At 72.9% G+C, this 13,383-nt stretch carries 13 protein-coding genes; 10 read left to right on the forward strand and 3 right to left on the reverse strand.

The features are described from left to right. Positions 1-130: 130 nt before the first annotated feature. Positions 131-1,486, reverse strand: coding sequence for an aspartate aminotransferase family protein (locus AB0N31_RS13230; protein ID WP_366058462.1), 1,356 nt, complete (start codon positions 1,484-1,486; stop codon positions 131-133). Positions 1,487-1,672: 186 nt separating this feature from the next. On the opposite strand from AB0N31_RS13230, the gene AB0N31_RS13235 reads away from it, so the two are divergent. From AB0N31_RS13235 to AB0N31_RS13245, 3 genes are all read left to right on the forward strand, one after another. Continuing rightward, complete coding sequence (locus AB0N31_RS13235; RefSeq protein WP_366058463.1) at positions 1,673-2,293, forward strand: type 1 glutamine amidotransferase family protein; 621 nt, start codon at positions 1,673-1,675, stop codon at positions 2,291-2,293. Next, positions 2,290-2,826, forward strand: coding sequence for a MarR family transcriptional regulator (locus AB0N31_RS13240; protein ID WP_366058464.1), 537 nt, complete (start codon positions 2,290-2,292; stop codon positions 2,824-2,826). Before AB0N31_RS13235 ends, AB0N31_RS13240 begins: the two co-directional genes overlap by 4 nt. A 186-nt stretch (positions 2,827-3,012) precedes the next feature. Then, positions 3,013-4,809, forward strand: a complete 1,797-nt coding sequence (locus AB0N31_RS13245; RefSeq protein WP_366058465.1) for a protein kinase — start codon at positions 3,013-3,015, stop codon at positions 4,807-4,809. Between the two features lie 94 nt (positions 4,810-4,903). On the opposite strand, the gene AB0N31_RS13250 is transcribed toward AB0N31_RS13245, so the two are convergent. Continuing rightward, complete coding sequence (locus AB0N31_RS13250) at positions 4,904-5,659, reverse strand: SLATT domain-containing protein (RefSeq protein ID WP_366058466.1); 756 nt, start codon at positions 5,657-5,659, stop codon at positions 4,904-4,906. 283 nt (positions 5,660-5,942) lie between these two features. Here AB0N31_RS13250 and AB0N31_RS13255 point away from each other — a divergent pair, with 283 nt between their 5' ends. From AB0N31_RS13255 to AB0N31_RS13285, 7 genes are all read left to right on the forward strand, one after another. Beyond that, complete coding sequence (locus AB0N31_RS13255) at positions 5,943-6,284, forward strand: YbaB/EbfC family nucleoid-associated protein (protein ID WP_363087456.1); 342 nt, start codon at positions 5,943-5,945, stop codon at positions 6,282-6,284. A 125-nt stretch (positions 6,285-6,409) separates the two neighbouring features. Continuing rightward, complete coding sequence (gene recR / locus AB0N31_RS13260) at positions 6,410-7,009, forward strand: recombination mediator RecR (protein WP_363087455.1); 600 nt, start codon at positions 6,410-6,412, stop codon at positions 7,007-7,009. After that, positions 7,002-7,661: a DUF5063 domain-containing protein gene (locus AB0N31_RS13265; RefSeq protein WP_366058467.1), complete on the forward strand. Its 660-nt coding sequence runs from the start codon at positions 7,002-7,004 to the stop codon at positions 7,659-7,661. Before recR ends, AB0N31_RS13265 begins: the two co-directional genes overlap by 8 nt. Positions 7,662-7,880: 219 nt before the next feature. After that, a complete protein-coding gene (locus tag AB0N31_RS13270) occupies positions 7,881-9,158 on the forward strand; it encodes an aspartate kinase (protein WP_366058468.1) in 1,278 nt (425 codons plus the stop codon). Continuing rightward, positions 9,155-10,207, forward strand: coding sequence for an aspartate-semialdehyde dehydrogenase (locus AB0N31_RS13275; protein ID WP_366058469.1), 1,053 nt, complete (start codon positions 9,155-9,157; stop codon positions 10,205-10,207). The genes AB0N31_RS13270 and AB0N31_RS13275 overlap by 4 nt, the downstream gene beginning before the upstream one ends. A 458-nt stretch (positions 10,208-10,665) precedes the next feature. After that, a complete protein-coding gene (locus tag AB0N31_RS13280) occupies positions 10,666-11,334 on the forward strand; it encodes a SigE family RNA polymerase sigma factor (RefSeq protein WP_366058470.1) in 669 nt (222 codons plus the stop codon). A 125-nt stretch (positions 11,335-11,459) separates the two neighbouring features. Next, on the forward strand, positions 11,460-12,518 hold the full coding sequence (locus tag AB0N31_RS13285) for a hypothetical protein (protein ID WP_366058471.1): 1,059 nt from the start codon (positions 11,460-11,462) through the stop codon (positions 12,516-12,518). Here AB0N31_RS13285 and AB0N31_RS13290 read toward each other — a convergent pair. Continuing rightward, positions 12,479-13,348, reverse strand: coding sequence for an SURF1 family protein (locus AB0N31_RS13290; RefSeq protein ID WP_366058472.1), 870 nt, complete (start codon positions 13,346-13,348; stop codon positions 12,479-12,481). The genes AB0N31_RS13285 and AB0N31_RS13290 overlap by 40 nt on opposite strands. Between the last annotated feature and the right edge of the window lie 35 nt (positions 13,349-13,383).

Genomic DNA, 13,383 nt, shown 5'->3' on the forward strand with positions numbered 1-13,383 from the left:
TCGAGTCCGGCAAGCGTGCCGTCGAGGACGCCCGGCACAACCTCGCCGACTTCGACCGCGTGCGCGGGCAGCCGTCCGTGCGCCCGGCCGGCGCCCGGTGTGCCCGAGGGCCGCCCGCTCCGCCCGAGGGCTACGCGGTGTACTCGTCGGCCACCGACAGCGCCGTGTCCAGCGCCGCGAGCCCCTCCTTCAGCTCCGCCTCGCCGGCGTTGCACGGCGGCACGAAGTGGGTGCGGTTCATGTTGACGAAGGGCCACACCCCGGCCTTCTTCGCGGCGGCCCCGAACGCCGCCATCGGCGCGTTCGCCTCACCGGTGGCGTTGTACGGCACCAGCGGCTCGCGCGTCTCGCGGTCCTTCACCAGCTCCAGCGCCCAGAACATGCCGACACCGCGCACCTCGCCGACGCTCGGGTGGCGTTCGGCCAGCTCCCGCAGCCCCGGCCCGACGACGGAGGCGCCGAGGTTCCTCGCGTTCTCCACGACGCCCTCCTCCGCCATCACGTTGATCGTGGCGACGGCGGCGGCGCAGGCCAGTGGGTGTCCGGAGTAGGTGAGGCCACCGGGGTACGGCCGCTTCCCGAAGGTCTCCGCGATCGCGCCCGAGATGGCGACCCCGCCCAGCGGCACGTAGCCGCTGTTCACGCCCTTGGCGAAGGTCATCAGGTCGGGCACGACCCCCGACAGGTCGGCCGCGAACCACTCACCGGTGCGCCCGAACCCGGCCATGACCTCGTCCAGGACGAAGACGATCCCGTACTTGTCGCACAGCTCGCGGACGCCGGCCAGGTAGCCGGGCGGCGGCACCATGATCCCGGCGGTGCCGGGGATGGTCTCCAGGACGATCGCGGCGATCGTCGCGGGCCCCTCGAAGACGATCGTCGTCTCCAGGTGCTCCAGCGCCCGCGCGCACTCCTGCTCCTCCGTCTCCGCGTAGAAGCGGGAGCGGTACAGGAACGGCGCCCAGAAGTGCACGACCCCGGCCGCGGCCGAGTCGGAGGCCCAGCGGCGCGGGTCGCCGGTGAGGTTCACGGCCTGCTGGGTGCCGCCGTGGTAGGAGCGGTACGCCGACAGCACCTTGGCCCGCCCGGTGTGCAGGCGCGCCATGCGCACCGCGTGCTCCACGGCGTCGGCGCCGCCGTTGGTGAAGAAGATCTTGTCGAGGTCGCCGGGGGTGCGCTCGGCGATCAGTCGGGCCGCCTCCGAGCGGGCCTCGACGGCGAAAGCGGGCGCGAACGTGGTCAGGCGCGCGGCCTGCTCCTGGATCGCGGCGACGACCTTGGGGTGCTGGTAGCCGATGTTCGTGTAGACGAGCCCGCTGGTGAGGTCGAGGTAGCGCCTGCCGTCGTAGTCCCAGAAGTACGACCCCTCGGCGCCGGCCACGGCGAGCGGGTCGATGAGTTCCTGCGCGGACCAGGAGTGGAAGACGTGCGCGCGGTCCGCGGCCTTCACGGCGGCGCCGGCCTGGGGGTCGGTCTGAGGGGTCATGCGGGCGAGCGTAAATGTCCGCGATGCGGAAGCGGTATCGGCGTCCTGTTCCGTGGACGAGGGGATTCCGCGACAGGTTGTCGGGCATGGACGACCGGACCGGACCAGGACGACGGACCTGCATTGACAGCATGCTGTCAGAAAGGCAGCATGCTGTCATAAGGCTCCACCGGCCGAGGAGAAGCCATGAGCACCAGCCCCGCCACCCGCAAGCCCGTGTACCTCGCCGTCTACGACACCCTCGCCGACTGGGAGACCGGCCACGCGACCGCCCACCTCGCCCGGGGCGGGTACGAGATCCGCACGGTCGGCCCCTCGACGCGCCCCGTGACCAGCCTCGGCGGACTCCGGGTCCGGCCCGGCCTCGCGCTCGCGGACGTACGCCCCGAGGACGGCGCGCTGCTGATCCTGCCGGGCGCCGACCTGTGGGACACCTCCGACGACCTCGCGCCCTTCGCCCGTGCGGCGGGTGAGTTCCTGGCCGCGGGCACCCCCGTCGCCGCGATCTGCGGCGCCACCGCCGGACTCGCCCGCGCCGGCCTGCTCGACGACCGCGCCCACACCAGCGCCGTCTCCTTCTACCTCGCCGCCACCGGGTACGCGGGCGGCGGCCGCTACGTCGACGCCGACGCCGTCACCGACGGAAACCTGATCACCGCCGGACCCACCGAGCCCGTCGCCTTCGCCCGCGAGGTCCTCCGCCTCCTCGGCGTCTACGACGGCGAGGTGCTGGACGCCTGGTACCGGCTGTTCCACGACTCCGACCCGGAGGCCTACGCCGTCCTGCAGAAGGCCGGGGCGCGGTGAGCCGGGAGCGACAGGACCTGCTCAGCCGGAGCGCGCTCGGCGTCTTCAGGCTCAACGGCCAGTTCCTCGGCGTCGCGGAGGAGCTCGCCCGGCCCTCCGGCCTCACCGCCGCCTGGTGGCAGGTGCTCGGCGCGGTCCTCGCCGAACCCCTCCCGGTGTCCGGCATCGCCCGTGCCATGGGCATCACACGGCAGAGCGTGCAGCGCGTGTCCGACCTGCTGGTCGGCCGGGGGCTCGCGGAGTACCGGCCCAACCCCGCGCACCGGCGCGCGAAACTGCTGGCGCCCACCGCGCGAGGGCGCGCCGCGATCACCCGCGTCGACCCCGGTCACGCGGCCTTCGCCGACCGGCTGGCGGAGGCGTACGGCGAGGCGGAGCTGGCCGAGGCCGTCCGCCTGCTGGAACGGCTGTCCCGGGTGCTGGAGGAACTGGAGCCGCCCGGTCCTGAGGCCCGTCCGGAAGGCCGTCCGGAAGTCCGTTCGGCGGCTCGTCATGAGCCCCGTCAGGGGGCCCGCGACGAAGCCCCGTCATGAGCCCCGTCATGAGCGCCGGGCCATGAGCCCGGCCACGGGCCCGCCATGAGCCCGGCCACCATCCCTGCCGAGAAGCCCCGGCCCGAAGCGCCTGTTACGGAACCGTAGACACCACACCGCTCGACTCCCCGAACGGCCGGTTTATTCTCGGCGGGATCACATCTGTGGGGGAAAGGCGGAGCTGCCATGGAGAAGCTGGGACCGGGGGATCCACAGCGGATCGGCGGCTACCGGCTGCTCGGGCGGCTGGGGTCGGGCGGTATGGGGCAGGTCTTCCTGGCCCGCTCGGACCGCGGACGGACCGTCGCCGTGAAGCTGGTCCGGCCGGAACTGGCCGAGCGCGAGGAGTTCCGGGCACGGTTCCGCCAGGAGGTGCGCAACGCCCAGCGCGTCGGCGGGTTCTGGACCGCACCCGTCCTCGACGCCGACACCGAGGCCGCCGTGCCCTGGGTCGCCACCGGCTACGTCGCCGGGCCCAGTCTCCAGCAGGTGGTGGACCACGACCACGGCCCGCTGCCCGAGCGGTCGGTGCGCATCCTCGCCGCCGGCCTCGCGCACGCCCTCACCAACATCCACGCGGCCGGCATCGTCCACCGCGATCTCAAGCCGTCCAACGTGATGGTCACCATCGAGGGCCCCCGCGTCATCGACTTCGGTGTCGCGCGGGCCCTGGAGACCGTGACCGGCGACGGCGCCCTGACCCAGCTCGGCGGCGGCGGCCTCACCCAGACCGGCGCGCTGATCGGCTCGCCCGGCTTCATGGCCCCCGAGCAGGTGCGCGGCGACCGGATCACGCCCGCGTGCGACGTCTTCTGCCTGGGCTCCGTCCTCGCCTACGCCGCCACCGGCGACCTCCCCTTCGGCTCCGCCGACCAGCAGGGCGTCCACGCGCTGCTGTTCCGCATAGCCGAGGAGGAGCCCGACCTCACGCGCGTGCCCGAGGGCATCGCCGACCTGGTCCGCGCCTGCCTGCGCAAGGACCCGGCGACCCGGCCCACGCTGGAGTGGATCCTGGAACGCACCGGCGCCGAGGACACCGTCGCCGACGGCCGCTCCCGCGACCCGTGGCTGCCGGGCGCCCTCGTCGCCCAGCTGGGCCGGCACGCCGTACGGCTCCTGGAGACGGAGGACCCCCAAGGAGCCTTCACGGAGGCCGCCCCGCACCACCCCGGCCCCCGCGGCACCCTCGCGGCCCCGCCCGACCACGCCCCCACCCTGGCCGCGCCCCACCCGGCGTACGGCCACCCCCAGCAGTACCCGGCCCCGCCCCGGCAACCGATGCCGATGCCGACGCAGGCGCAGGCGCCGATGCCGGTACCGATGCAGGTGCCGGTCCCGCACAACCCCTACGCGGCCGACGCGCCGGCGTACGGCATCCCCCGCGGTGGCCACCCCGACCACCCCGACCACCCCGACGAGCCCCAGGACCCGCCCCGCCGCGGCGGCCGTTCCGCGGTGCTGCTCGGGGTGGTCGCCGCGGTGGTCGCGCTGGCCGCCGGCGGCACGGTGTACGCGGTCATGAACGGCGACGACGGCACCTCCGGCGCGCTCCCGGCCCCGACGACGTCGGCCCCCGCGACGCCGACGGACTCCGGGACCCGGTCCCCGTCCCCGTCGCCCTCCTCCTCCCCGTCCCCCTCGCCGGAGGAGGGCCGGATCCCCGAGTCCTACCTGGGCACCTGGACCACCACGATCAACGGCGCCGACACCCGCCGCCTGACCCTCACCCAGGGCGAGGTGGGCGACACGGTCCTGCGCCTGGTGGCCGACGGCGAGGCCTACCACTGCGAGTTCGCGGCCGCCCTGAGCCAGGCCCCGACCGCACGGTCGCCCCTGGCCCTGGGCCCCTCGAAGGTCACCACGGGCGAGCCCCTCTCCTCCTGCTCCCCGGGCGCGGCCACGGAGGTGACGCTCCTGTCGAACGGCCGGCTGGAACGCCTCAACCCCACGACCGGCGAAAAGCTGACGTACAGCCGGAGCTGACGCAGCTGAAGGCGCCGCTCAGGGCATGCCGACCCGTCCGGCCCGGGGCGAGAGAACCACCGGCCCGGCCACCACCGGCCCGGCCACCGCGGGGTCACCGCGGCTCGGGCGGCCGCTGCCGGGGCATGTTGGGCCGCCCCGCGCCCCCGGGCGGCAACGGAATCCGCCCGTGAGCCACACCGGCACCCCGCCCCCCGCCCTCGGACACCCCCACCCCCTGCAACCCCATCGGCGCCGCCCCCGTACGGAACGACACCATCCAGTCCACCGTCTCCACCCGCACCAGCTCGGTCACGTCCTCCGAGAACCGCCGCAGCACCCCCAGGCACCGCTCGGCGGCCTCGCCGGCCGTTCCCTCCGCCGGCCCCAGCACCTCCCGCACGCTCTCCGCCGCCCACTCGAACTGCAGCACCTGCAGCCTCCGCTGCACCGCCTGCGCCGTGGCCATGTCCCTCATCCACCCGGCCGTCATCCCGAAGAACCGGTCGACGGCCAGGCACGCCGCCGCCGCCAGCAGCGCCGGGTAGCCCCAGGGCGCCACCCCGCCCGTCGCCCCGGCGACATCGAGCAGCGGCAGCGCCGCCCCCGTCACCGCCCCCGCCGCGGCCCCGCCCCGCAGGACCCGTGCCGCCCGCCGCTTCCACACCCGGTCGGCCAGGTACCAGGCAGCCGTGTCCAGCGCGCCCCGCTCGACCCACCGGTACAGCTCGTCGAGCCGCTCGGCCGGCTCGCCCCAGTCCCCGAGCGGAAAGGCCCGCCCGGTCAGGTCGCCCGGCCGCAGCCGTGCCGCGCCCCCGCCCGGCCCGTCCTGGGACGGACCCTCGGGCTGCCTCTCCGGCTGCTGACCCACCCGGCACTCCCTACTGTCCGACCGATCCCGTTGCGCAACGCCCGATGCCGCCCGGTGGCACCGTGACTCCCGGTGCCGATGCGCCGGACCCTTTCCTACCTCCCAATGGGTGGCGAAGAGGAAGGGTTCGCCTCTTTTCCGCCTGGAAGTGGGCCTTGATCAGGTATAGGCCACACCCGAGAGTCACCCGAAAGAGTGCTGGAGCGACACCCGCACAGACCACGTAGGCTCGTGGCGAGCGGGAAAACCCCGTACCGACCAAGGCCCGGAAGAGGAGCTGATCGTGATTCCCGGTGGTGGCCAGCCCAACATGCAGCAGTTGCTCCAGCAGGCCCAGAAGATGCAGCAGGATCTGGCGCGTGCCCAGGAGGAGCTGGCGAACACGGAGGTCGACGGCCAGGCCGGCGGCGGCCTGGTGCGGGCCACCGTGACGGGCGCCGGCGAGCTGCGCGCCCTGAAGATCGACCCGAAGGCGGTGGACCCCGAGGACACCGACACCCTTGCCGACCTCGTCGTCGCAGCCGTCCAGGCGGCCAACGAGAACGCGCAGAACCTCCAGCAGCAGAAGCTCGGCCCGCTCGCCCAGGGCCTCGGCGGCGGCGGCATCCCCGGCCTGCCGTTCTGACACCGCCCCGGGCCCCGGCCGTTTCGACGTCCGTCGCCCGCGCGACGCCCACACCGCCTTCCTAGGACGGGCGGCGGCCAACTACCGTACGTACTGCAAGGAAACCCAGGAAGGACGGCAGTCCGTTGTACGAAGGCGTGGTCCAGGACCTCATCGACGAACTGGGGCGGCTCCCCGGCGTCGGTCCCAAGAGCGCGCAGCGGATCGCCTTCCACATCCTCCAGGCGGAACCGACGGACGTACGGCGTCTCGCGCAGTGCCTGATGGAGGTCAAGGCGAAGGTCCGGTTCTGCGCGACCTGCGGCAACGTGGCGCAGGAGGAGCTGTGCAACATCTGCCGCGACCCCCGCCGCGACCTCTCCGTCATCTGCGTGGTCGAGGAGCCGAAGGACGTGGTGGCGATCGAGCGCACCCGCGAGTTCCGGGGCAAGTACCACGTCCTGGGCGGAGCGATCAGCCCGATCGAGGGCGTCGGCCCCGACGACCTGCGCATCAGGGAACTGCTGGCCCGCCTCGCCGACGGCGCGGTCACCGAGCTGATCCTCGCCACGGACCCGAATCTCGAAGGCGAGGCGACGGCCACGTACCTCGCCCGCATGATCAAACCCATGGGCCTGAAGGTCACCCGCCTGGCCAGCGGCCTCCCGGTGGGTGGCGACCTGGAGTACGCGGACGAGGTCACGCTCGGCCGCGCCTTCGAGGGGAGACGACTCCTAGATGTCTGACGCCACGCTGCACGCGACCGAGCCGAACCCGGACGACTTCGTCGTCCAGATCGCCGACCAGATCGAGAGCTTCCTGGTCGCGGTCTCCGAGGTCGCCAAGGGCGACGAGCCGGACTCGGCCGTCCCCTTCCTCCTGCTGGAGGTCTCCCAGCTCCTGCTGGCCGGCGGCCGCCTCGGCGCCCACGAGGACATCGTCCCCGACGAGCGCTACGAGCCCGACCCCGGATTCGAGCCCGACGCGGACGAACTGCGCGAGAACCTCGCCCGCCTCCTGGAGCCGATCGACGTCTACTCCGAGGTCTTCGACCCCTACGAGCCCCGCAAGGCGCCCGTTCCCGCCCGCATCTCCGACGACCTCGCCGACGTCATCGCCGACCTCCGGCACGGCATGGTCCACTACCGGGCCGGCCGCACCTCGGAGGCCCTGTGGTGGTGGCAGTTCTCGTACTTCTCCAACTGGGGCGCCACGGCCTCGGCGACCCTGCGCGCCCTCCACTCGGTCCTGGCCCACGTCCGCCTCAACCAGCCCCTGCAGGAACTGGACGGCCTGGACACCGACCAGGGCGACGGCGACGACACCCTGGAGTTCGAGGCGGGCCGGGTGATGGCCGAGGAGATCGGCGGCCGGCTGGGACCGGGGTCGCTCAGGTGACGTCCGGCCGCTCCGCGTGCCGATAGTGCGGGAAACCTCACTCACGGCTTTCACTTCGGTGTCAGTGGGCAGGGACTGTCCCGGACGACTTCCCGGACAGCCCCCGGGAGTCTCACCATGCGGTATCCCGGGGGCGGTTTTCGGGTGCTCGTTAGACTGAGCCGACCCGCAGTACAAGGGCGTACGTGCGGAAAAAGACAAACTGAGCGAGGAGCGCACGTGGGCCTTGTCGTGCAGAAGTACGGAGGTTCCTCCGTAGCCGATGCCGAGGGCATCAAGCGCGTCGCCAAGCGGATCGTGGAAGCCAAGAAGGACGGCCACCAGGTGGTGGCGGTGGTTTCCGCGATGGGCGACACGACGGACGAGCTGATCGATCTCGCAGAGCAGGTTTCCCCGATCCCTGCCGGGCGCGAGCTCGACATGCTGCTGACCGCCGGAGAGCGGATCTCCATGGCCCTGCTGGCCATGGCCATCAAAAACCTGGGCCACTCCGCCCAGAGTTTCACCGGCAGCCAGGCAGGTGTCATCACCGACTCGGTCCACAACAAAGCCCGGATCATCGATGTCACGCCGGGCCGGATCCGTGACTCGCTCGACGAGGGCAACATCGCCATCGTCGCCGGGTTCCAGGGCGTCAGCCAGGACACCAAGGACATCACCACCCTGGGGCGCGGCGGGTCCGACACCACCGCCGTGGCTCTCGCGGCCGCCCTCGACGCCGAGGTGTGCGAGATCTACACCGACGTCGACGGCGTGTTCACCGCCGACCCGCGCGTGGTGAAGAAGGCCCGGAAGATCGACTGGATCTCCTTCGAGGACATGCTCGAACTGGCCTCGTCCGGGTCGAAGGTGCTGCTCCACCGCTGCGTGGAGTACGCCCGCCGTTACAACATCCCGATCCACGTCCGTTCGTCCTTCAGCGGACTTCCGGGCACCTGGGTCAGCAGCGAGCCGATCGAGCAAGGGGACAAGCAGGTGGAGCAGGCCATCATCTCCGGTGTCGCGCACGACACCTCCGAGGCCAAGATCACGGTCGTCGGCGTGCCGGACAAGCCGGGCGAGGCGGCCACGATCTTCCGCACGGTCGCCGACGCCCAGATCAACCTCGACATGATCGTGCAGAACGTGTCCGCGGCCTCCACCGGCCTCACGGACATCTCCTTCACGCTGCCGAAGTCCGAGGGCCGCAAGGCGATCGACGCCCTGGAGAAGAACAAGAGCGGCATCGGCTTCGACTCCCTGCGCTACGACGACCAGATCGGCAAGATCTCCCTCGTCGGCGCCGGCATGAAGACCAACCCGGGCGTCACCGCCGACTTCTTCAAGGCGCTGTCCGACGCGGGCGTCAACATCGAGCTGATCTCGACCTCCGAGATCCGCATCTCGGTGGTCACCCGCGCCGACGACGTGCCGGAGGCCGTGCGCGCCGTGCACACCGCCTTCGGGCTCGACTCCGACAGCGACGAGGCCGTCGTCTACGGGGGCACCGGGCGATGATCCGACGACCGACGCTCGCGGTCGTGGGAGCGACCGGAGCGGTCGGCACGGTCATGCTGAAGATCCTGTCCCAGCGCGCCGACGTCTGGGGCGAGATCCGACTGATCGCCTCGCCGCGCTCGGCCGGCCGCAAGCTGGCCGTGCGCGGCGAGGAGGTCGAGGTGGTGGCGCTCACCGAGGAGGCCTTCGACGGCGTCGACGTCGCGATGTTCGACGTGCCGGACGAGGTCGCCGAGCGGTGGGCGCCGCTCGCCGCCGCCAAGGGCGTGGTGGTCGTGGACAACTCGGGCGCCTTCCGGATGGACCCGGACGTGCCCCTGGTCGTCCCCGAGGTCAACGCCCACGCCGTGCGCAACAGGCCGCGCGGCATCGTCGCCAACCCGAACTGCACCACCCTGTCGATGATCGTCGCGCTGGGCGCGCTGCACGCCGAGTACGGCCTGCGCGAGCTGGTGGTGTCGTCGTACCAGGCGGTCAGCGGGGCGGGCCGGGCCGGCGTGGAGACACTGCGCCGGCAACTGTCCATGGTCGCCGGTACGGAACTGGGGACCAGCCCCGGTGACGTACGGCGGGCCGTCGGCGACCGGACGGGACCTTTCCCGGAGCCGGTCGCGCTGAACGTCGTGCCGTGGGTTGGGTCGCCGCGCGAGGACGGCTGGTCGTCGGAGGAGATGAAGGTGCGGGACGAGTCCCGCAAGATCCTCGGACTGCCGAAGCTGCCCGTCGCCGTGACCTGTGTGCGGGTGCCCGTGATCACCGTGCACTCCCTCACCGTCCACGCCCGCTTCCAGGACGAGGTCACCGTCGGCGGCGCCCGCGAGATCCTCGCCACCGCCCCCGGTGTCGTCCTCTTCGACAACCCGGCCGCCGGAGAGTTCCCCACGCCCGCCGACGTCGTCGGCACCGACCCCACCTGGGTCGGCCGGGTGCGCCGGGCGCTCGACGACCCCACGGCGCTCGAACTCTTCGTGTGCGGGGACAACCTGCGCAAGGGGGCCGCCCTGAACACCGCGCAGATCGCCGAACTGGTGGCGGCGGAGTACGGGTGACGTCTGCGGCCGGCGCAACGCTTGGTGGGACAGGAGCCGGTGGCCGGAAATTCCCTGGCCGACGGCATCGGCGTTTGTAGGATCTGTCGCACGGTGATGTGAGCCGGTCGACGACCGGCACCACTTGTATCGGACACCTATGGCGTTCGAAGATTTTCCTCCCCGCCCTCCGCAACCACGCGGAGCGCGGGGAGCGTCTTTGCAGTCACCCTTCGGGGTGCGCGGAGGTGTGATCGCGGCGTATGGGGACGCCGGGATCGGGGCGTGGGGGCGCCCGTTCACATGGCATACAGGGGAAGAGCGGGACAGATGAGGGCATGGGAGGCACCGTCCGTGCGGCTGCCGGCGGGTGCGAGCGGGGCATCCGGGGCAGGGGCGCGAGCGGACGGGCCGACGTCCGGCGCAAAACTCGCGGCCGGCCCGTACAACCCCGGCGGGGGGAAGCGTGTCCAACAGACGTGGCAGAGGTTCTCGACTTCCCGGCGACCCGCGGTACGGCCCTACGGCCGCCCCGCGGCGCCCTCCGACCCCGCATGCCCGGCGCGCCCGGCGGCATGCCGGTGATCGCCCCCATGCCCGCAGCGCGGCCTGCCCGCGTACCCAGCCAGCGTGACACCGACGAGGTGGTCGCCGCCGGCACCACCGTCGACCACCTCACCGAGACCTACCGGGCCCACTACCGCTCGCTGCTCGGTCTCGCCGCCCTCCTCCTCGACGACACCGCCTCCTGCGAGGACGTCGTCCAGGAGGCCTTCATCCGCGTCCACTCCGCGCGCAAACGCGTCCGCGACCCGGAGAAGACCCTCGCCTACCTGCGCCAGACCGTCGTCAACCTCTCCCGCTCCGCCCTGCGCCGCCGCATCCTCGGCCTGAAGCTGCTCTCCAAGCCGATGCCGGACATGGCCAGCGCGGAGGAGGGCGCCTACGACCAGCTGGAGCGCGACTCCCTCATCAAGGCGATGAAGGGCCTCCAGCGCCGCCAGCGCGAGGTCCTCGTCCTGCGCTACTTCGCCGACATGACCGAGGCCCAGGTCGCCGAGACCCTCGGCATCTCGCTCGGCTCGGTCAAGGCCTACGGTTCGCGCGGCATCGCCGCCCTGCGCGTCGCCATGGGGGCGACGGCGTGAGCGCGCGGGGCGAGGAACCCGACGGCGGGGACGCACGCGAGCGGCACGAGCCGTACGCGTGGCACGAGCCGATGACACCGCCGCACAAGCAAGAGCCGAAGCAATCGCACGCTGGGAACGGAACCGTGAACCACCACCTCGACGACCAGGGCCCCGACGGGTTCGACTCGGACGAGCTGGCACTGCGCCGCATGCTGCACCAGGCGGTCCAGGAGATGGCGCCGAGCGACGGGACGCTGGAGCACCTCCGGCGGGCCGTCCCCGCCCGCCGGGCCCGCAAGCGCCAGGCCGCCGTCGGAATGGCCGCCGCGGCCCTCTTCGTCGGCACCGCCGTCCCCGCCCTGCTGCACGTCTCCCACTCCGGCGGCTCCGACGCCAACCCCTCCATCGCCGGCCAGGCCTCCCAGACCCAGGGCGGCGCCGGTGAGGACAAGGGCCCCGACGGCGGCACCTCCGGCAAGGTCGGCTCCCCCGCCGGCACCACCGGCCGGCCCGGCCAGGACAGCACCGAGAACACCGCCGGCGCCAAGGCCTCCGGCAGCGCGACCGGCTCACCCGACGGCACCGGCCCCGCCGCCACCTCCCCGGCCGACGCCCCCGCCTGCACCACGTCCCAGCTGGGCGACTCCAGCGCCGTCGTCGAGGTCCCCGACTCGGCCGGCGTCGTCTACGGCACCTTCCGCGTCGTCAACGTCTCCGACCGCGGCTGCACCGTCGGCGGGAGCGTGTCCGTGACGCCCACCGCGCAGGGCGCCGCCGACCCCGCGAAGATCACCATCGCCGAACACACCTCGGGTGACGCGGCGGCCAACCTGCCCGACCCCTCCCTCTACGTCTCCCAGCTGGTCCTCGCCCCGGGCTCGGCGTACGACGTGCGGTTCGCCTGGGTGCCCTCCGAGACCTGCCCCACCACCGGCGGCAGCACCGGCGGCAGCACCACCGGCGGTCCCTCGTCCTCCCCGGACCCCTCCCCGAGCGAGCAGAGCGGCGCCACGGACGGCACGACCGGCGGCACGTCCGGCACGGCTCCCCAGCTGTTCACCGAGGACGGCACGGCCGACGGCAGCGTCCTGGTGACGTACACCGCCGAGGGCGGCTCGCCGACGGTGAGCGCGACGGTGCCGGACGCGTGTGCGGGAACGGTCTACCGGACGGGCGTGCTGGCGTCGACGTCGGCGTCCTGAGCCGCCGAGGGCGACCCGGAGGATGCCGGGGAGCCGGTGGGCGCGGGGGACCCGGGCGACGCGGAGGCGTCGGGCCCGGCGATCCCCAGCTCCGCATCCCGCGCGAACTCGATCTCGCGCCGCAGCAATCGGAACCACATGAACACCACGAACCCGGCGAACACGAACCACTCACCGGTGTAACCGAGGTTCTGGAACGCCTTCAGGTCCAGTCCCGTGCCGCTCGGCGCCCGCGCGGGCACCGCCGTCATCCCCGAGTCGGCGGTGTCGAGGGTGACCCAGGCGTCGTAGAGGTCGTCGGAGACGAGGTTGACCAGCGAGGCCGTGCTGATCGCGCCGGTCTGGCCGGGCGGCAGCCCGCCCCGCGCGCTCACGCCGTTGTCACCGGGCGTCTCGGGCGCCTGCAGCGCGCCGGTGACGCTGACCTCGCCGGCCGGCGGGGCAGGCGCCTTGGCGGCGTCGGCCGTACCGGGCAGCCAGCCGCGCACGACGGGCAGGGTCCTGCCGCCGTCGGTGCGCAGCAGCGTCAGCACGTAGAAGCCCGCCCGGCCGTCCAGCTCGCGGTCGGGGACCAGCAGCTGATCGCCGTACCGCCCGCTCGCGGTGACCCGCTTGCCGGACGTGGCCTTGTCCACGGGCAGCATCTCGGCCAGCGGGCGCGGTGCCTGCGTGCGGGCCGAGTCGGCCTGCGCCTCGGCGCTGCGATGGTCGTCCACGCGCGCCTCGAACCGGCTCAGCTGCCAGGACCCCATGAACACGCAGAAGGGGATGGCCAGCAGCACGAAGACGTTGATCCCCCACCAACGGGGCGTCAGCAGAAACCGGTACACACCGACAACGGTACGGGGCGGCAGCGGGGGAGCGG

It is taken from the genome of Streptomyces sp. NPDC051051 (genome assembly GCF_040682975.1).
Classification (GTDB): domain Bacteria; phylum Actinomycetota; class Actinomycetes; order Streptomycetales; family Streptomycetaceae; genus Streptomyces.